The sequence below is a fragment of the Thalassobacter sp. HA4-2 genome, assembly GCF_055693705.1.
Genome location: NZ_JBVFUK010000001.1, coordinates 782311 through 801110, shown reverse-complemented (window position 1 = coordinate 801110; position 18800 = coordinate 782311). Strand labels below are relative to the sequence as shown.

Below are 18800 nucleotides of genomic sequence, written 5' to 3'. Positions count from 1 at the left end.
CGATGACTGCGCCAGATCGCGCCCTTGCCGCCCTGTCTCGGGTTGCACCACGTGCGGCCCCGGGTCGGTCCCAAGCAGAACTGCTGGTACGCCAATCGCAACACCTGCGCGACGCAGGCCTTTGGACGGAACAGGCACAGCTGGCCCGGGCCGCCCATGACGCCGACCCCACCTGCCCCGCGGCGCGCCACGCCCTTGGGCTGGCACTGCTGCGTGCGGGCGACTTCGCCCGGGGCCTGCCTATTTATGACGCCGGACGCGCCCAGATCCCGGATCTGCGCCGTCACCTGCGCCCCCATCCCCAGCCGCGCTGGCAGGGTCAGGACCTGCGGGGCAAGCGCCTTCTGGTCTGGGCAGAACAAGGACTTGGGGACCAGATCATGCAGGCCCGCGCGCTGGACGCGCTGGCCGCTCTCGGCGCACAGATCACGGTGGAATGCGACCCGCGCCTGCATGCCCTGCTGCAACCTTCGCGCAGGCAGATGACCTTTGCCCCCCAGACCGAGCCGGTTTGGCCCGCCGTGGCGGGCGCGACCTTTGACTACCAAACCTCCATGTTGTCGGCATGGGCGCACCTTGGCACCATGGACCCGCGATGCCTGACCGCCCCCAAGGCCGTGCCCCTGGACCCAAGCGCCCTTAACATCGGCCTGTCGTGGTTTTCTACCGCCGGGGACCGGGGGCGGCAAAGGTCCGTCCCGCTCGAACTGCTGTCGCCCCTATCTACCCACCCCCACCTGCGGTTTCACAACCTGCAGTACGATGCGGGCGACCTCGGGGTGGCCTCCAAGCTGCTGAACGCCCCACTGCACGCGCCGCCCCTGGACACCCGCAGGGACATCTCGGCGCTGGCGGGGTTTATCCAGACCCTTGATATGGTCATCACCATCGACAACACGACGGCGCATCTGGCCGGAGCCCTTGGGGTGCAGTGTTGGTTGATCCTGCCGGTCAATTGCGATTGGCGATGGGGCACAGACGGGGCCACAACGCCGCTTTATCCCACGATCACTTTGTACCGGGCCACCAGCGCCGCGGATTGGTCCGCCGCTCTTTGGCCCCTCTGGGCCGATGCCGCTCAGCTGCGGGCCAAGGCCTAGCTAGCCGACATAGGCCTTGCGGATCAGGTTCAGCCCCGCCACCAGCAACACCACCAACGTGGCCCGCTTGAACACCGCCGCCGAGATGCGGTCCTGCACCTGAAACCCGATCACCAGCCCCGCCAGCGCAGGCACCAGCAACAGGGCCGACAGCTGCCACGTCTGCCCATTCAGCACCCCCGATTTCAGGTACGCTGCGAACAGGGCAAAGGACCCGACCCCGTAGATCACCCCTTGGACTGTCACAAACTTGGATCTTTCCGTGTCGATCGCCAGCAGGTACAGCACCGTCGTTGGCCCCCATGTGCCCGCAAAACCGCCCATGATGCCCGACAACAGGCCCACGACCCATTCCGACCAGCCCCTGTGTCGCGGCGGGATGTGGAAGGTCACACCCGTCAGTTGGATCAGGGATATGATCACCACCGGGATGCCCAGGATCAGATAAAAGACCTGCGGTTCGATCCGGGTCACAAGCTGGGCAAAGATCACAATCGCCACACAGACGATCAACAGATACCGCCAGAATTCCTGCACCGCCGCCCAGGCGGGCGCCCACCCCAGCCGGAATGTTTGCCAGGTGTTGGTGACAATCACCGCAAACAGCATCCCCGCAATGGCGATCGGAGGCGGCAGGAACGACGACAGCCCCGACACCATGATCAACGGCAGGGCAAAGCCCACCACCCCTTTGATCAATCCGGCGGTAAAGGCGACCAGTGTCGCCAAGATCAGGGCATGTGTGGTAATATAGTCCATGGGGCGCGCCTTACCCGGCAATGCAGGCGCCCGCTAGGCCCTAAAATCGTGCCGTCAAGTTGGCCGCGCACGATTTGTACTGAAAATGCCGCATGTGCAGAATAATGTTGCGCTGCACTTGCACAATCGCTTAAACCGGGACTCGATTGATGTAGGAGTTGTGAAAATGCCCCGTGACGTAACGACCCAAGACCAGATTGTATTGCCGGACCTCTTGGCCCTGACCGCAGATGCTGTGCCCGCCGCCGAAGAGCTTTTGGCCCGGGCCAAACAGGCCGTGGGCGAAACCGTGTCCGATGGGGGCCGTGTGTCCGGTGCGCTGGTCGAGGCCAATCAGACCGCCGCCCACGGGCTGGCGTGGTTGGCCACCTACACCGAGGCCCTGCGCCAGATGCAAAAGTGGGCCGAAGCGGCCGCCGCCAATGGCACTTTCGGGGAAATGGAACAACTCATCCACCAGATCGCCTTTGGTGAATACCTGTGGCAGATGTACGGTGGCATCCCCATGAACCAAGGAGAAATCCTGCGCCCCCAAGACATGGGGCTTTCGCAGGCGGATCAGGCGGTTCTTATGACTACGGCCGTCCAGACCCTGACCCAGACCGGCAACACCCAAGCCGCCCGCACCCGACTGGTCGCGTTGATGCAGGACCAGCAGGCCGAAGCGATGTTCGGCACCTCTGGCCTTGATGAAGAGCTGGAGATGATCCGCGAGCAGTTCTTCCGCTACTCCAAAGAGCGTATCGACCCGGTGGCCCACGACTGGCACCTGAAGGATGAGCTGATCCCGATGGAGATCATCGAGGAACTGGCGGAGATGGGTGTCTTTGGCCTGACCATCCCCGAAGAACACGGCGGGCTGGGCATGTCCAAGGCGTCCATGTGTGTCGTGTCCGAGGAATTGTCGCGCGGCTACATCGGTGTGGGGTCCCTTGGGACGCGCTCCGAAATCGCGGCGGAACTGATCATCTGTGGCGGTACGGACGAGCAGAAAGCCAAGTGGCTGCCAGGCCTGGCCTCTGGCGAGATCCTACCCACGGCTGTCTTTACCGAGCCGAACACCGGGTCCGACTTGGGCTCCCTGCGCACCCGCGCGGTGCAGGATGAAAACGGCGATTGGAAGATCACCGGCAACAAAACCTGGATCACCCATGCCGCGCGCACCCACGTGATGACGGTGCTGGCCCGGTCCAAGCCCGACACCGAGGATCACCGCGGCCTGTCGATGTTCCTTGCGGAAAAGACCCCGGGGACTGACGAGAATCCCTTCCCCACCGAGGGCATGACCGGCGGCGAGATTGAGGTTCTGGGTTACCGTGGCATGAAGGAATATGAGCTGGGCTTCGATAACTTCCACGTCAAAGGCGAGAACCTACTGGGCATGGAAGAAGGCAAGGGCTTCAAACAGCTGATGGAAACCTTTGAATCTGCACGTATCCAGACCGCCGCCCGCGCCATTGGTGTGGCGCAGAACGCGCTGGATATCTCTATGCAATATGCCATCGACCGCAAGCAGTTCGGCAAGTCCCTGATCGACTTCCCCCGCGTGTCCGGCAAACTCGCCATGATGGCTGTGGAAATCATGGTGGCGCGTCAGCTGACCTACTTCTCGGCCAACGAAAAGGACGAAGGCCGCCGCTGCGACCTGGAGGCGGGCATGGCCAAGCTACTTGGTGCCCGTGTTGCCTGGGCCGCCGCCGACAACGGGCTGCAGATCCACGGTGGCAACGGATTTGCCCTGGAATACAAGATCAGCCGCGTTCTGTGCGATGCACGCATCCTGAATATCTTTGAGGGGGCCGGTGAGATCCAGGCACAGGTCATCGCCCGTCGGTTGCTGGCCTGACAGCCGACCGCAGAAACGCGGAATGGAAAGGGCGCTCTTGGGCGCCCTTTTCGTTTGTGCGCCGCCCGAACGCTCGCCTAGCCTTCTCCGCCCCTCGGTGCTACACGGCCCCAAACCGCGCAAAGGTGTCCCATGTCCCAAAATCCACCCGAACTTCGCCCTGACCTCGCCCCCCGTGCGGTGCTGCCAAGCGATGCGCGCCCGGGTCAGCCGACCATCGGCATGGTGTCCCTTGGTTGCCCAAAGGCACTGGTGGACTCGGAACGGATTTTGACCCGCTTGCGCGCCGAGGGCTACGCGATTTCCCCGCAATACGAGGGGGCAGAGGCGGTCATCGTCAACACCTGCGGGTTTCTGGACAGCGCCAAGGCCGAAAGCCTGGAGGCGATTGGCGAGGCGATCGAGGCCAATGGCAAAGTCATCGTCACGGGCTGTCTGGGGGCGGAGCCTGAGTATATCACCGGCGCACACCCCAAGGTGCTGGCCGTGACCGGGCCCCACCAATACGAACAAGTGCTGGACGCCGTGCACGCCGCCGTGCCCCCGTCCCCTGATCCCAAGATCGATCTGCTGCCCGCATCCGGCGTCACCCTGACGCCACGGCACTACAGCTACCTCAAGATCTCCGAAGGCTGTAACCACAAGTGCAAATTCTGCATCATCCCCGACATGCGCGGCAAACTGATGTCCCGCCCCCATGGGGCCGTCCTGCGAGAAGCGGAACGGCTGGTGGACGCCGGTGTGCGCGAACTGCTGGTCATCTCCCAAGATACATCGGCCTATGGCACTGATATCAAAGACAGATCTTCGAAACATCCCATCGTGGACCTGGCGCGCGACCTTGGGTCGTTGGGGGCCTGGGTTCGGCTGCACTACGTCTATCCTTACCCGTTTGTGAAAGACCTCGTGCCCCTGATGGCGGAGGGGAACCTGTTGCCCTACTTGGACATTCCGTTCCAACACGCCCATCCCGACACCCTGCGGCGCATGGCGCGCCCTGCGGCGGCTGAACGAACCCTCGACCGGATCGCAGAATGGCGCGACATCTGTCCCGATATCACCCTGCGCTCGACCTTTATCGTGGGCTACCCCGGTGAGACCGAGGCCGAATTCCAAACCCTGCTGGATTGGCTGGACGAGGCGCAACTGGATCGGGTGGGTTGTTTTCAATACGAAAATGTCGACGGCGCACGGTCAAATGCTCTGGACAATCATGTGCCCGAGGACGTCAAGCAGGACCGCTTTGCGCGGTTCATGGAAAAGGCCCAAGCGATCTCGGCCGCCAAGCTGGAGGCCAAGGTCGGCACCCGGATCGATGTGATCGTGGATGAGGTAGACGCCGAAGGGGCCACCTGCCGCACCAAGGCCGACGCGCCCGAGATCGACGGAAACCTGTTTATTGATGAGGGTTTCGAAGGGTTTAGCCCCGGCGACATCGTCAGCGTCGAGGTGGACGAGGCCAGCGAGTATGATTTGTGGGGCCGCATCTAGCCCGCACTCTCAGCGGGCCGCTGCCAACCACACGCGCACCGCCTCGGCCACGTGTCTGAACCTGTCGCCGCCCAGATGTTTGCCGCCGTACCACCGGGTCACGACCACGACCGTGTCAAAGACCTGTTCGCGTTCCAACATGCGCACTATGACCATGCCTGCGCCCGCCTCGCCGTCGTCGTTCTTGATCGGTCCGTCTGCAGTCAACAGACCCCACGTGTGGTGCGTCGCTTTGGCAAATTTCTTGTTGCGGCACAGGGATTTGACCAAGGCCTTCGCGTCCTCTGCACTGTAGGCGGGACCGCCCGACACCGCGTATCTGGACCCACGATCCCGGATAACGTCTTCGATCACTTTCATCGGGGCAGCCTGCCTGCCCTAGCCGCCCTTCGCAATGCGCCTTTTGTGCATGGCGTAAAGGATCGGGACCAGCACACGGTCGTAGACCACCGCACCCACGTGACGCACCCCGGGCAGACCCACAATCCGCGCGAGCCATGCAAACTTGGGCATTTCGGCCCACAGGACAACGAACGCAGGCAGGCCCACATACATCTGACCGTCCTTGATGACATGGATACGCCGCGCGGCGGTGTCTGCGTCGACGCCCCAAGCCGCCAAATCAGTGGAGGTCAAATCCTCGAACCGTAGATCAAGGGCCGCCCCTTCGGCATAGCGCTGATAATGCGCGATTTCGCGGGAACAAATTGGACATTCGCCGTTGTAAAGAACACGTGTTTGGTTTGGCATTTCATCCTCCGATATCCTAGATATAGGGCGCAGTGACGAAAGGGTTCGCTATGTTTGGTCGCACCATTGCTCTTTTTCTGGTGGCTTTGTTGGCCGCATGTACGCCCACGGTCGAGGCCCCGCCGGTGGTCAGCCAACCGGCTGCACCGTCACTCAGCGGGGCGCAGGCCGCGCGCAACTTCACCACGGCCGTGGCCCGAATGGAACCGCTGACCGAGGCGTTCTGCCGGGCTGAAACCCGTGGAATTAACTGCGATTTCAATATCGTAGTGGACCCTGATCGCAATGCTCCGCCTAACGCTTTCCAGTCATTGGACCGCACGGGGCGTCCCGTCTTGACCTTCACGCAGGCGCTGATTGCCGATGCGCGCAACATCGACGAGATCGCCTTTGTCATCGGGCACGAGGCCGCGCACCACATCGCAGGGCACATCCCACGGCAGGTTGAGTCCGCGCGCACCGGTGCCATACTGGGCGCGTTGGTGGCCGCGGCGGCAGGTGCCGACGCCGCCACGATCGAAGAGTTCGGGCGCGCAGGTGCCGCCGTGGGCGCCCGCAGCTACTCCAAGACACACGAGTTGGAGGCGGATGCCATCGGCACCATCCTCGCCCATGAGGCCGGGTTCGATCCCGTGCGCGGGGCGGCTTTCTTCACCCGCATCCCGGATCCGGGCGACCGCTTTCTGGGCACCCACCCGGCCAATGCGGATCGCATCGCCACAGTGCGCCGCGTCGCAGCAAGTCTTTGATTTAGATCAAGGTTCGGTGCTTTCAGGGTGATAGAAAACACCCATGAATGATATAGTGAAACACCTCACCCTGATCCAACGAATGTCCAAAGCGCAGGGGTTTGACCTGGACGAGCTGCGCGCCCGGGGCCTTGTTTCGGACGCGGATCATGCGGACCTTGTCACCCGGTGTCGCGGCTGCAGCGATCCAGGCGGTTGTGCCCGCGCGCTGAACACGGGCGGTACGCCGGACACCTGCGCCAATGACGCGCGGTGGGATGCGTTGCGCGCCGTGACAAAGATGTAGACCTGCCCTAGCATCGTCTCGAAGGAGAGGGCGATGACGGTTGGGTTCTTCCATGACGAGCGGTGCATGTGGCATTCGGGCGGGAATTACGCCGGGATGTTGCCGGTGGGGGGCTTTGTGCAACCCATGTTGGGGGGTCTGCCCGAGAACCCCGAGACCAAGCGCCGCCTTGTAAATCTGTTGCGTGTCAGTGGGTTAGCGGATCAGATGGTCTGGCCCAAGGGGGTGGCAGCCACGGAGGCAGAGCTGCGCCGCGTGCACCCCGCCGCCTATCTGACCGAATTCCGCGAGATGTCCGCCAAGGGCGGCGGAGAGTTGGGCCTGCGCACCCCTTTTGGCCCCGATGGCTTTGATATTGCTGCACTTTCTGCGGGTCTGACCACGGCGGCGGTGCGCGCGGTTCTGGCGGGCGACATGACCCAGGCCTATGCCCTGTCCCGCCCGCCCGGGCACCACTGCCTGCCGAATTTTCCCAATGGTTTCTGTCTGTTAGCCAACATCGCCATTGCGGTCGAGGCCGCCTTGGCCGAACAACGGTGCGAGCGGGTGGTGGTGCTGGATTGGGATGTGCACCACGGCAACGGGACCGAGGCCATTTTTTACGACCGGCCCGAAGTCCTGACGATTTCGATCCATCAGGAGCGGAATTATCCAAGCGATACAGGGGCTTACGAAGATCGGGGCGAGGGGCGCGGGCGTGGCGCAAACCTTAACATTCCGTTACCGCCCGGGGGCGGGCATAACACTTACCTGGAGGCGATGAAGCGCCTTGTCCTGCCCCAGATGGCCGCCTTCAAGCCGGACATCGTGATCGTGGCCTGCGGGTTTGACCCGGCCATGATCGACCCCCTTGGCCGAATGATGGCGCGCGCCGCGACGTTCCGGGCCATGACCGCGCAAGTGCAGGAATTTGCACAAGAATTTTGCGAGGGTCGCCTCGTCTTGTCCCATGAGGGCGGCTATTCCGAGGTCTATGTGCCGTTCTGCGGACACGCGGTGCTGGAACAACTGACGGGCAGCGAGATCAGCGTTCCAGACCCCTTTGACGAACGGTTCCGCGACCGCCAGCCCAGCCCGCGGTTCGACGCGTATTGCAGCGCAATCTTAACAGAGATGAGCGAAGGGTTAACACACCTCTGACACCGCTCTGACACCGCGCCGACCTTGCCTGACTCGTGCACGATCCCGCACGGGTCGCGCAAAACCCGTGCATGGTCTGCAGCAGGTCGGCAGTCTTCGCGTCCCGGCGCGCCCCCACACGCCTAATCCAAACGCCGCGTCGGATCGGGGGCCGGACCGCCGCGCGCAGCCTCGGCCACCCGGGCCGCGACGCGTTTCATCATGGCGACGAAATCCGCGCGCTCTGCCTCGGTCAGGGCGGACAGCATCAGATCCATGTTCCGCAAATCCTGACGCAGAATCGCGGCGACGACGTCTTGCCCCTCGGGCGTCAGGTGCAGGGCCTTGGCGCGCTTGTCCCGGGCATGGGGCTGGCGCGCCACCAGCCCTTGCCGTTCCAGACGCGCGATCAGGGACGACACGGTGGTGGGTTGCAGGGCAAAGGCGTCGGACAGGTCAGAGGCCCGCGCCCCGGGGTGGGCGGCCAGAAAGTTCAGGGTCTGAAACACATGGGGGCTGTAGTCGATCCGCCCCTCGGCAATCGGGAAAGCCCGTTCATTGACGTGGAATTCCCGCAAAAGGGTGCCCACCGCCAGCAAAAGGTCGTGGGTCTGATCGTTTGCATCCGCCATGGCCTTGTGTGGCAGGCGTGGGAAAAACGCACAAGCCGTCTTGAATAGTACGATTGTCGCAATATTTAATGCGAATATCGTACTAAAAGGAACCCACCCATGCTGACCCGTCGCACCCTGATCCTGTCCGGGATCGCCGCCCTGCCACTGCTGTCCGCCCGTGCCTTTGCCCTAGACGTGCCCGAAGGCGCGCCGCCTGCCCTGCGCGACGATGCGGGCTATCTGTCCAACGTCACCTCTGCCGTGTTCAACGGGCCGCGCGCGCAGGTGATTGCGCGCCTGCAAGCCCCCGAGACCGGCGTTCTGGCCTTTGTCCAACCCACCCCGGCGATCCCCGCAATCACGCGGCTGGAACCCGTCGCGGGTGCCTTTCCACAGGTCGGTGCGGTGCGCCGGGTGCATCTGGACGGCGGGTACAGCGTGATTGAACGGGTGCTGCGCAACGACGCCGAGGCGTTCAGCTATCAGGTCTGGGGGTTCACTGCGCCCCAGCAGCGGGTCATCAGCCACATCCGGGGCACCTTTACTTATGTCCCCCTCGGACCGGATCGCACCGAAGTGACCTGGACCTACGCGGTTGCACCCCGGGTGTTTCTGGTGCGCCCCTTTATCCGCCGGTTTTTGACGCAGGATTTCGCGCCCTTCATGGAAAGTGGCCTGTCGGGGGCGGCGGCGGCCTATAACGCGGCGTAAGGCGCGCGAACCATTGGATGCTGCGCCGCCCTGCTGCGGCGCGGCATTTCGTTGACACTCCGGTTCCGCTGCGTCATTTTGGCGCCAACCAAACAGAGGAATTCCACACATGAAGAAAGTGTATGGCAGCGCCGCGGAGGCTCTGGACGGGCTTTTGCACGACGGCATGTTCATCGCCGCCGGGGGCTTTGGCCTGTGCGGCATCCCCGAATTGCTGTTGGCCGCGATCAAAGAGGCCGGGACCAAGGATCTGACCTTTGCATCCAACAACGCAGGCGTGGACGATTTCGGCATCGGGATCCTGTTGCAGACCCGGCAGGTCAAAAAGATGATCAGTTCGTATGTGGGCGAGAACGCGGAATTCATGCGCCAGTATCTGTCCGGTGAGCTGGAGTTGGAGTTCAACCCCCAAGGAACGCTCGCCGAACGGATGCGCGCGGGCGGCTGCGGCATCCCGGGCTTTTACACCAAGACCGGCGTGGGCACAGTGATTGCCGAGGGCAAGGATCACAAGGATTTCCCCACCGGCCCCGATGGCGCCATGGAAACCTATATCATGGAAAACGGCATCTTTGCCGATCTGTCGATCGTGAAGGCCTGGAAGGCCGACGCCACGGGCAACGCGATTTTCCGCAAGACCGCGCGCAACTTCAACCCGCCCGCCGCCATGTGTGGCAAGGTCTGCGTGCTGGAGGTCGAAGAGATTGTCCCCACGGGGACGCTGGACCCCGACGCGATCCACCTGCCCGGCATCTACGTGCACCGGATCATTCAGGGCGATCACGAAAAGCGCATCGAACAACGCACAGTCAGTAAGGGTTAAGGCCATGTGGGACAGAGATCAAATGGCCGCCCGCGCGGCACAGGAGTTGGAAGACGGCACCTATGTGAACCTGGGCATCGGCATCCCGACGCTGGTGTCCAACCACATCCCCGAGGGGGTCGAGGTGACGTTGCAATCGGAAAACGGGATGCTGGGCATGGGCCCTTTCCCGACCGAGGACAACATTGACGCCGACCTGATCAACGCGGGCAAGCAGACAATTACGGAACTGCCCCAGACCGCCTATTTTGACAGTGCGCAGTCCTTTGGCATGATCCGGGGCGGCAAGATCGCCATGGCGATCCTGGGTGCTATGGAGGTGGCCGAGAACGGCGACCTGGCCAACTGGATGATCCCGGGCAAGCTGGTCAAAGGCATGGGCGGGGCCATGGATCTGGTCGCGGGCGTGGGCCGTGTGGTCGTGGTCATGGATCACGCCAACAAGCATGGACAGTCCAAGGTGTTGAAGGCGTGCACCCTGCCCCTGACGGGCAAGGGCGTGGTGGACCGGATCATCACGAATCTGGGCGTGCTGGACGTGGTCGAAGGTGGGCTGAAGCTGGTGGAACTGGCCGATGGCGTCACCGAAGAAGAGCTGCGCAGCCTGACCGAGGCGACCATCGTCGGTTAGGTCCATACAGGTCAGTGGCCCGTCCCAAATAGAACCGGGGCGGGCCATACTCTTGCCGCACTTACGAGTGATACCTTTGCCGGAACATGAACAAGAGGCACGAGATGACCCATACCTTCATAAAAGATGACACCGGCGCGGTCACCGTGGACTGGGTGGTTTTGACGGCGGCCCTGGTCGGCCTTGGACTGGCGACGATGGGCGTTGTTTCGTCGGGTGTGTCCAACCTGTCAAACGACATCAGCGCCGAAATGAAGAAGGACGGGATAATCAAAGCCGCTTTTGGGCCAGACTATGTCGAAGTGGATGCGATCCCCTACGAAGGCGACAGCTGGGGTGCCATCATGAAGGCACTCGAAGCCGCCACCAGCACCAGCGAAATGCAAGACATCAACCAGAAAGCGCGCGGCCAAGAACCTCAGGAAACCTGGGAAAAGCTGGCCAATTATCAGGACAGGACTGACTTGACGGACCGGGAGATCGCTGAATTCGAGATGCAGACCTACATCGCCCAAGTGCAGGGTGTCGATGTGGGCTGTATTGACACCCAGACCTGCGGGCAAGGTGAATTCCCAGGGGTCAACAAGTAACGTCAGTTTGGCGTTGCGAACACACAGCCGTCCGAAGGCAGCTCGGGCGGGGTGACGCACAGCAGGCGGGCGACCTGCCATGCGGCCAGAACCTTGGGCACATAGGCGCGGGTTTCGGCAAAGGGTGGCACGCCCCCGTGGCGGCGCACGGCCCCCTCGCCCGCGTTGTAGCCCGCAAGGGCCAGCAGGGGGTCGCCGTAGAACTCCTCCATCAGCCATCCCAGATAGGTCATGCCGCCCTTGATGTTCTGGGCCGGGTCAAAGGGGTCCGTCACGTCAAAGCGGGCGGCCGTGGCGGGGATCAACTGCATCAATCCTTGCGCCCCTGCGGGACTCGTCACGTCCGCGCGCCCGCTGCTTTCCACCGCGATGACCGACAGGGCCAGGGCCGGAGAGATGCCGCTGGACACGGAATTGAGCAACAGCGCTGGCCCATGGGCCTGTGCGATGTCGCGCATGATTTGCAGGCTGGGGGCCGTGATGCCCGACGCGGCGGGCGCGGCCTTGGCCAATGCGGCGGCTTGCAGGAAGCGCCCGTTCTCGGGCGGCTCCAGCGCGGGGTTCACCACATCCCAGAACCAATCCTGTTGATCCGCAGGGGCCGCCGCGCGTTCAGGTGCTGCCTTGGGGGCCGGGGTGGCCGCGGGGGCAGTGATCTGCGGCGCGATCTGGATGTTGATTCGGCGCGTGGTGCCCGGCGCGGGCGGCTTGACCCGTTTGAACGTAAAATCGCCGTTGGTCTGTTGTGCCGCCAACGGAATGGCGGTGCCGACGCCAAGGGCCAGGAGGCAGGACAAAAGGAAACGGGTCATGGAACGCTCCGACATTATGATAGTGTTGGCGCAGACTGCCCGGGGAATAGAGCAAATTTCAGGCGTATTGTGTCGATTTGGGATAATTCGGGCCACATTTCGGACACATTCGACCCGTCAAACGTCAAAATCAGCGCGAGGGTGAGGCCACCCCCACTATATAAACGCCGTTGATCGCGCGATCTTGATACATTTTGCCCATAAGCGTCATAGATCCCCCCTTCCCGAATTCTCCTCAAACGTGCCCTATTTCGGCCCCGATTGCGGTTAATAAGGGTGTCATCGGAGCGGGACAGCACCGAAACCACAAAAACCTACTCAAGGAACGAGAACATGATCAAATCTTTCTTCGCAAACGAATCCGGCGCCGTCACTGTTGACTGGGTTGTTCTGACCGCTGCCCTCGTGGGTCTGGGCCTGGCCGTGATGGCTGTTGTGTCCGACGGCGTCGAGAACCTGTCCACTGACATCGAGCGTCAGCTGTGTGGTCAGACCATCGGCAACTCCTTCGCCACCCTGAGCTCCAGCACACCTGCCGACTGCCCAGAATAAGTCGATCCGACTTTGAAGTTTCGAACGCCGCCCCCCGGGGCGGCGTTTTTCGTTTGGGGGTCAGGCGATGTAAAATGAAAACCGGTCGTTTTTCTTAAATTAACCAAGAACACGCCCGATTTCTGCCACAGCCCCCTGCCAAACCATATGTATCGGAGCGATGAACAGCCCCGAAAACTCAACGAGCAAATCCAAAGGACTAACACAATGATCAAGTCTTTCTTCGCAAACGAATCCGGCGCCGTCACTGTTGACTGGGTTGTTCTGACCGCTGCCCTCGTGGGTCTGGGCCTGGCCGTGATGGCCGTTGTATCCGACGGCGTCGAGAACCTGTCCACCGACATCAAAACACAGCTGGAAAAAGATCACATCACATCCACATTCGCAGAATAATTTCGAACGCGAAAGTGATGCCGCGAAAGGTCGCCCCTCGGGGCGGCCTTTTTCGTTTTGGCGGCACAATTGATAAATCGTAAATTTCTCACATTAACCAAGAATGTGCCCTATTCCCGCCACGGTTGACCGTCAAACATACCTTATCGAAGCGGGACAGCTTTGAAAAACCAAACGAGCAAATCCAAAGGACTATCAAAATGATCAAGAACTTCATCGCAAACGAATCCGGCGCCGTTACTGTTGACTGGGTTGTTCTGACCGCTGCCCTCGTGGGCCTGGGCCTGGCCGTCATGGCCGTTGTGTCCGACGGCGTGGAAAACCTGTCCGGCGACATCAAAACACAGCTGGAAAAAGATCACATCACATCCGCATTCGCAGAATAAGCGCGAACGCGAGATTGATATCGTGGAAGGGCGGCCCTCGGGCGGCCCTTTTGCGTCTGTGGACCTTCAATTCGATTAAAATTGTTTGAAAGTCTGCCGCGTTTCCCGGAACCTTGGCCTCATTCACGCCCCGAATCCTTGGATATCAAGCGGCGTCCGACGGTGCGCCCGCGGACCCCTTTGATCAATAGGAGCGTAGAATGGAAATCCTGAAGACTTTTGCAACGGACGAGGCCGGGGCCGTGACAGTGGACTGGGTGGTCTTGACCGCCGCCCTTGTGGGCCTTGGCCTGGCCGTGATGGGCGTTGTGTCCGATGGTATCGAGAACCTGAGCGACGACATCGAACGCCAGCTGTGTACACAAGGCGTCTCGACCGACTTCGGCACAACCACAACCGGCACCGATGCCTGCTGATCACAGCAACCCGGTTTCAGTCAAAGGCCGTCCAATTCGGGCGGCCTTTTTGTGTCGGGGCGCGCGCCAGTCCAGACCGACCGGGCGCAAAGTGCACCCACCGGACACATTCCATATCCTGACCCCGATCCCTCCATGCTTTTGCCGCAATCGGGCGCGATACAGGCCAAGACGCGGTGCGCCGTTTTTGTGACAGGCCGCACCCAACCATAGGAAAGGACAGACACATGCGTTTGATCTTTGGACTTGTACTTATACTGGGCGTGGGCCTGGCGGGCTTTGCGGTGAAGACCGCCAAGGAACGCTTTGACGCCTATCAGACCGCCCTTGCCGATCAACAGCGCGAGATCGTGCCCGTGCGCGACGTCTACGTTGTGAAACGGCGCATGGCCTATGGGGACACCCTGCGCCGGTCTGACGTGCGCGCTATCGCGTGGCCTGCCAACCACGTGCCCGCCGGGGCCTTCACCTCGATGGATCAGATCTTCCCCCCCGATAAGAACGAACCCCGCACGGTGCTGCGCGCCATGGAACGGGACGAACCTTTGTTGATCATGAAGGTCACCGCCCCGGGCGAGGATGCGGGCGTGTCCTCGCGGATCGGGACGGGGATGCGGGCCTTTACCCTGCGTGTGGACGTGATGTCCGGCGTGTCCGGCTTTCTGCGGCCGGGCGATCGGGTGGATGTCTACTGGACCGGGTCCGGGGGCGAGGTCGGGCAGATCACCCGTCTGATCCACCCCAACCTTGAACTGCTGGCCATTGATCAGGTCACGGACGAACAGCGCAACAACCCGATGATTGCCACCACCGTAACCGTGGCCGGCCCCCCGAAACCGTAGCCAAGCTGGCCCAGGCGCAATCGTCTGGCCGTCTGACCCTGGCGCTGGTGGGTGTGAAGGACGACACCGAAAGCGAACAGGTCACTGCCAGCCGCCGCGAGGTGCTGGGCGTGGGCGGACCGGAACAGCAGGAACGGGTGTGCACCGTTCGGAATCGCCGCGGGGCCGAGGTGCAGTTGATCCGCGTCCCCTGCCCCGAGGAGGGCTGACACCAGATATAGCGATCCCGCGCGCGCCCTACCCCTATCTGGCCCAGGCGCGCGCGGGTTTTACCGCAAGCTGCCACTTGTGTTGCAAAAACATGAAAAATCACGCACACTTAACGGAATGGGCATAAGACCCACCTCAGAGCAGTCGTGATCAGAGAGGCAGGATCACATGACCTTTAGACATATTCTTGCAGCCGCCCTTGTGGGCTTGGCTGCTTTCTCAACATCCGCGCCCATGGCGCTGGCCGAGACTTTGACGGTGCAAACCGGCACGGCGCAATCGCCCCTGCGGGTGCCCTTGAACCGCGCGGTGGTGGTCGAAAGTGATGCCGCCTTTGCGGAGCTGTCCGTGGCGAACCCCGAAATCGCAGACATCGCGACCCTGTCGGAACGCACGATCTATGTGCTGGGCAAGACCCCGGGGCGCACCACGCTGACCCTGCTGGGTCTGGATGGGCGGTTGATCACAAACGTGGACGTGCACGTGACGCTGGATGTGGCGGAACTAAAGGAACGTCTGTCCGAGCTGTTGCCCGGCGAAGCGATTTCGGTGCGCACGGCCAACGCCGGGATCGTGTTGTCCGGCACGGTGTCCTCTGCCCAAAAGATCAGCCGCGCGCTGGAGATTGCGGAACGCTACGCGCCTTCCGGTGTGATGAACCTGATGGTAGTGGGCGGATCGCAGCAAGTGCAGATGAAGGTCCGCTTTGCCGAGATGTCGCGCACGGTGTCCAAAGAGTTGGGCGCGCGTCTGACGCCCACAGGCACGGCCCTGAACGGCGCGACCCTGACCAACAACATCGGGCTGGCCGGTGCGACGGGCGGGGCCTTGGCCTTTTCCATCGGCGGCTCCTCCCTTGGGGCGGATGTCCTGATCCAAGCCCTGGAGGCGAAGGGCGCCGTGCGCACCTTGGCCGAACCGAACCTGACCGCCCTGTCCGGCAAAACCGCCAGCTTTCTTGCGGGCGGCGAAGTGCCCATCCCCGTGGCCGATGGCGAAGGCGGCGTGGGCGTGTCATTCAAACCCATCGGCGTGAACATGAGCCTGCTGCCCACGGTCATTGACGATGGCATCATCAACCTGCAACTGAGCGCCGATGTGACGGCCGTGGTCGCCGACAGCGAGGTCAGCGTGGGCGGCACCGAAGTGGCCACCACCACCAACCGCCGGGTGCAAACCACCGTAGAGCTGCGCGACGGGCAAAGCTTTGCCATCGCGGGCATCCTGCAAGACGACTTTTCCGACAGTATCAACCAGATCCCCCTGCTGGGCGATTTGCCGATCCTGGGCGCGCTGTTCCGATCCGCCAGCTATTCCCGGCGTCAGTCCGAACTGGTGATCATCGTCACGGCGCATCTTGTGTCCCCCGTCAGCGATGAAACCCTGGCCCTGCCCACGGACCGCATCCGCATCCCCACCGAATCGGAGTTGTTCCTGTTTGGGGAAACCGCCGTGGACGCGCGCCGGCCCACCAATGCCCGCAACAACCGCAACGACGCGGTCAGCCAGGACTTCAACGGGTCCTACGGCTACATCCTGGAGTGAGCGCCATGACGACCATCACCCGCCGAGCCCTTTTGCTGGGTGTCTCCGCCACAGCGCTTGCCGGTTGTGCACAGGTGCGCAACGTCACAAACCGGGTCGAGACATGGGCCAGGGGCGGCGCCGAGGCGGGCGCGGAACTGGACGAGGGCGGTTTTGGCAACGTCAGCGCCTATAACACCGGGGTGCAGAACGGCACCATCAATCCGCAAAACGAGTTGGGCGAACGCTTCGCCGCCGCTGTGCCCACCACCGTGAACTTTGCCTTTGGCAGCGCCCGTCTGGATGGTCAGGCCCGCCAGATCATCGCGCGGCAGGCCGATTTCATGCGTCAATTCCCCGAAGTGCGCTTTTCGGTCTATGGGCACGCCGATGCGGTGGGATCAACGGCGGCCAATGAACGGCTGGGCCGCCGCCGGGCCGAGGCTGTGGTCAACGCCCTGACCCGCGCCGGGGTCAGCCGTTCGCGCCTTGATGCGCTGGTGTCCCTTGGCGAACGCGATCCCTTGATCCCATCCTCTGGTCGGCAACCCGCCAACCGCCGCGCCGTGACCGAGGTGGGCGGATTCGTGCGCGGCCACCCCCTTGTTCTGGATGGCAATTACGCCGCCATCGTCTATCGCCAGTACGCCTTTGGCGGCTGACCCCTTGGGGCGGTTCAATCCCGCCCCAAAAGCGCGCTTGTTCACGATTATCGCGTTTATATAGGAATTCGGCCCCATTGTTGCCCGAATTGTCCTGCACAACACACCATGAAGGGGGCCGTATGTTCGCAGCAATGCTGTGCCAGCGTCCCTGTTTTGCCCGATCCGGGCACGTGGAAAGTTTGGTAACGCGATGTCGAGTAGCTTGGCACTAAAACCTGAACCTGCACCGCTGGTGGCCTGTACGGTCAGCCGGGACATTCAAGATTTCGACCTGTTGATCGAGGACATGGAAGCGGCCCTTGGGGAATCTTGGGGCGACCTGAATTTCGAAGAGGCGAAGTCCTTTCTGGAACAATCCGAGGCCGAAGAACTGGAGTTCTTTGCCCTTGCCGTGGATGCCGAGGACGAGGCGCGCCTGCCCGAACTGGCGGTCCTGATCCGGTCGGCCAAGACCCTTGGGATCAAGGTGATCCTGATTGCCGATGGCCTGAACCCCATGCTGCTGCATGAATTGTTGCGCGCGGGCACCGACGACTTTGTCCCCTACCCCCTGCCCGAAGGGGTGCTGGCCGACACAATCGACCGCGTGCGCGCGCCCCAAGACGCCGCCCCTGCCGCAGCGCCCTTGCTGTTGGACGGACAGATGGCCGTGGCCCCCCGATCAAGGCCCCGCTGCAAGACGCCAACACCGACGAGACGATTGTTCTGGCGGTCCACGGCCTGTCGGGTGGTGCAGGCTCCACGACCTTTGCGGTCAATCTGGCATGGGAAATGGCCCAAGCCGGCAAGGACGACGGGTTGCGCGTGGGTCTGGTGGATCTGGACCTGCAATTCGGCACCGTGGCCACCTATCTTGACCTCAAACGCCGCGACGAAATCTATGAGATTTTGGCCGACACCGTGTCCATGGACAACGAGGCGTTCCGTCAGGCCCTGCTGACCTATGAAGACACCCTACAGGTGTTCACCGCCCCGTCCGACATCCTGCCCCTTGATCTGGTGGACCCCGAGAACATTCAGGCGCTGCTGGCCCTGTGCAAACAGAACTTCGACGTGGTGATCATCGACATGCCCACCACCTTGGTGACGTGGACAGACACGATCCTGCAAGAGGCCGACATCTATTACGCCATGGTCGAGATGGAGTTGCGGTCCGCCCAGAACGCCCTGCGGTTCATCAAGGCCCTGCGCAGCGAAGAACTGCCGCTGGACAAGATCAGCTGGGTCCTGAACCGCGCCCCCAAACCGCGCGACAGTGCGGGTCAGGCGCGGGCCAAGCGCCTAGCCGAAAGTCTGAAAGTGACATTCGCGCAAAAGCTGCCCGATGGCGGGCAACAGGTGCGCGATGTGAACGACGAGGGCGGCCCCCTGCTGGAACACGCCCCCAAGAACCCCCTGCGCAAGGAAGTGGCCGAGGTGGCCAAGACCTTGCTGGAAGTGATGCAAAGCGACGACGACGGCGTCGAGAAGAAGGCCAAGCAGAAGAAACGCAAGTCTCTGTTTAGCTTCGGAAAATAGCGAGAAAAGGTCG

The 18800-nt window shown here is 62.3% G+C and carries 24 protein-coding genes; 19 read left to right on the top strand and 5 right to left on the bottom strand.

What is annotated here, in order from left to right; translation table 11 throughout:
* Nucleotides 1-2: 2 nt before the first annotated feature.
* Nucleotides 3-1100 carry a tetratricopeptide repeat protein gene (locus ACZ1G0_RS04060; protein WP_472735774.1) on the top strand — a complete coding sequence of 366 codons (1098 nt, stop codon included), beginning with the start codon at nt 3-5 and terminating at the stop codon, nt 1098-1100.
* Here ACZ1G0_RS04060 and ACZ1G0_RS04055 read toward each other — a convergent pair whose 3' ends face one another.
* A complete protein-coding gene (locus ACZ1G0_RS04055; RefSeq protein ID WP_472735773.1) occupies nt 1101-1859 on the bottom strand; it encodes a sulfite exporter TauE/SafE family protein in 759 nt (252 codons plus the stop codon). It abuts the gene before it with no gap.
* Nucleotides 1860-2025: 166 nt separating this feature from the next.
* Here ACZ1G0_RS04055 and ACZ1G0_RS04050 point away from each other — a divergent pair, with 166 nt between their 5' ends.
* Nucleotides 2026-3705, top strand: a complete 1680-nt coding sequence (locus tag ACZ1G0_RS04050; RefSeq protein ID WP_472735772.1) for an acyl-CoA dehydrogenase family protein — start codon at nt 2026-2028, stop codon at nt 3703-3705.
* 132 nt (nt 3706-3837) lie between these two features.
* Nucleotides 3838-5196, top strand: coding sequence for a 30S ribosomal protein S12 methylthiotransferase RimO (gene rimO / locus ACZ1G0_RS04045; protein ID WP_472735771.1), 1359 nt, complete (start codon nt 3838-3840; stop codon nt 5194-5196).
* A gap of 9 nt (nt 5197-5205) precedes the next feature.
* Here the strand turns inward: rimO and ACZ1G0_RS04040 are convergent, their stop codons facing one another.
* The gene (locus tag ACZ1G0_RS04040; RefSeq protein ID WP_472735770.1) at nt 5206-5556 is read right to left on the bottom strand and encodes a YigZ family protein; all 351 of its coding nucleotides are present in this window, start codon (nt 5554-5556) and stop codon (nt 5206-5208) included.
* Nucleotides 5557-5574: 18 nt separating this feature from the next.
* Entirely contained in the window at nt 5575-5946 is a 372-nt protein-coding gene (locus tag ACZ1G0_RS04035) for a thiol-disulfide oxidoreductase DCC family protein (RefSeq protein WP_472735769.1), read from the bottom strand.
* Between the two features lie 50 nt (nt 5947-5996).
* On the opposite strand from ACZ1G0_RS04035, the gene ACZ1G0_RS04030 reads away from it, so the two are divergent.
* From ACZ1G0_RS04030 to ACZ1G0_RS04020, 3 genes are read left to right on the top strand one after another with little or no spacing between them, the layout of a single operon-like run.
* Complete coding sequence (locus tag ACZ1G0_RS04030; protein ID WP_472735768.1) at nt 5997-6695, top strand: M48 family metallopeptidase; 699 nt, start codon at nt 5997-5999, stop codon at nt 6693-6695.
* Nucleotides 6696-6750: 55 nt separating this feature from the next.
* A complete protein-coding gene (locus ACZ1G0_RS04025) occupies nt 6751-6981 on the top strand; it encodes a DUF6455 family protein (protein ID WP_472735767.1) in 231 nt (76 codons plus the stop codon).
* 33 nt (nt 6982-7014) lie between these two features.
* Nucleotides 7015-8121 (top strand): class II histone deacetylase, encoded by a 1107-nt coding sequence (locus ACZ1G0_RS04020; RefSeq protein ID WP_472735766.1) that lies wholly within the window; start codon nt 7015-7017, stop codon nt 8119-8121.
* Nucleotides 8122-8243: 122 nt separating this feature from the next.
* On the opposite strand, the gene ACZ1G0_RS04015 is transcribed toward ACZ1G0_RS04020, so the two are convergent.
* A complete protein-coding gene (locus ACZ1G0_RS04015) occupies nt 8244-8732 on the bottom strand; it encodes a MarR family winged helix-turn-helix transcriptional regulator (RefSeq protein ID WP_472735765.1) in 489 nt (162 codons plus the stop codon).
* A 99-nt stretch (nt 8733-8831) separates the two neighbouring features.
* Here ACZ1G0_RS04015 and ACZ1G0_RS04010 point away from each other — a divergent pair, with 99 nt between their 5' ends.
* The 4 genes from ACZ1G0_RS04010 to ACZ1G0_RS03995 all read left to right on the top strand — a co-directional run bounded on the left by ACZ1G0_RS04010 (nt 8832) and on the right by ACZ1G0_RS03995 (nt 11469).
* Entirely contained in the window at nt 8832-9425 is a 594-nt protein-coding gene (locus ACZ1G0_RS04010) for an SRPBCC family protein (protein WP_472735764.1), read from the top strand.
* Between the two features lie 109 nt (nt 9426-9534).
* On the top strand, nt 9535-10248 hold the full coding sequence (locus tag ACZ1G0_RS04005) for a CoA transferase subunit A (protein WP_472735763.1): 714 nt from the start codon (nt 9535-9537) through the stop codon (nt 10246-10248).
* Nucleotides 10249-10252: 4 nt separating this feature from the next.
* Nucleotides 10253-10879 carry a 3-oxoacid CoA-transferase subunit B gene (locus ACZ1G0_RS04000; RefSeq protein ID WP_472735762.1) on the top strand — a complete coding sequence of 209 codons (627 nt, stop codon included), beginning with the start codon at nt 10253-10255 and terminating at the stop codon, nt 10877-10879.
* 86 nt (nt 10880-10965) lie between these two features.
* Nucleotides 10966-11469 (top strand): hypothetical protein, encoded by a 504-nt coding sequence (locus ACZ1G0_RS03995; RefSeq protein ID WP_472735761.1) that lies wholly within the window; start codon nt 10966-10968, stop codon nt 11467-11469.
* A gap of 2 nt (nt 11470-11471) precedes the next feature.
* Here the strand turns inward: ACZ1G0_RS03995 and ACZ1G0_RS03990 are convergent, their stop codons facing one another.
* Nucleotides 11472-12281: a lytic transglycosylase domain-containing protein gene (locus tag ACZ1G0_RS03990; protein WP_472735760.1), complete on the bottom strand. Its 810-nt coding sequence runs from the start codon at nt 12279-12281 to the stop codon at nt 11472-11474.
* A 333-nt stretch (nt 12282-12614) separates the two neighbouring features.
* Here ACZ1G0_RS03990 and ACZ1G0_RS03985 point away from each other — a divergent pair, with 333 nt between their 5' ends.
* The 9 genes from ACZ1G0_RS03985 (at nt 12615) to ACZ1G0_RS03945 (ending at nt 18787) form a co-directional block, all read left to right on the top strand.
* Entirely contained in the window at nt 12615-12833 is a 219-nt protein-coding gene (locus ACZ1G0_RS03985) for a pilus assembly protein (protein WP_472735759.1), read from the top strand.
* A gap of 207 nt (nt 12834-13040) precedes the next feature.
* Nucleotides 13041-13226, top strand: coding sequence for a pilus assembly protein (locus tag ACZ1G0_RS03980; RefSeq protein WP_472735758.1), 186 nt, complete (start codon nt 13041-13043; stop codon nt 13224-13226).
* A 200-nt stretch (nt 13227-13426) separates the two neighbouring features.
* Nucleotides 13427-13612, top strand: coding sequence for a pilus assembly protein (locus ACZ1G0_RS03975; RefSeq protein WP_472735757.1), 186 nt, complete (start codon nt 13427-13429; stop codon nt 13610-13612).
* A 200-nt stretch (nt 13613-13812) separates the two neighbouring features.
* A complete protein-coding gene (locus ACZ1G0_RS03970) occupies nt 13813-14028 on the top strand; it encodes a pilus assembly protein (protein ID WP_472735756.1) in 216 nt (71 codons plus the stop codon).
* 227 nt (nt 14029-14255) lie between these two features.
* Nucleotides 14256-14870 carry a Flp pilus assembly protein CpaB gene (gene cpaB / locus ACZ1G0_RS03965; protein ID WP_472735755.1) on the top strand — a complete coding sequence of 205 codons (615 nt, stop codon included), beginning with the start codon at nt 14256-14258 and terminating at the stop codon, nt 14868-14870.
* A gap of 53 nt (nt 14871-14923) precedes the next feature.
* Nucleotides 14924-15079, top strand: a complete 156-nt coding sequence (locus ACZ1G0_RS03960; protein WP_472735754.1) for a hypothetical protein — start codon at nt 14924-14926, stop codon at nt 15077-15079.
* Nucleotides 15080-15248: 169 nt separating this feature from the next.
* The gene (locus ACZ1G0_RS03955) at nt 15249-16625 is read left to right on the top strand and encodes a type II and III secretion system protein family protein (protein WP_472735753.1); all 1377 of its coding nucleotides are present in this window, start codon (nt 15249-15251) and stop codon (nt 16623-16625) included.
* Nucleotides 16626-16630: 5 nt separating this feature from the next.
* Nucleotides 16631-17266, top strand: a complete 636-nt coding sequence (locus ACZ1G0_RS03950) for an OmpA family protein (protein WP_472735752.1) — start codon at nt 16631-16633, stop codon at nt 17264-17266.
* Between the two features lie 513 nt (nt 17267-17779).
* A complete protein-coding gene (locus tag ACZ1G0_RS03945; RefSeq protein ID WP_472737766.1) occupies nt 17780-18787 on the top strand; it encodes an AAA family ATPase in 1008 nt (335 codons plus the stop codon).
* Nucleotides 18788-18800 lie beyond the last annotated feature (13 nt).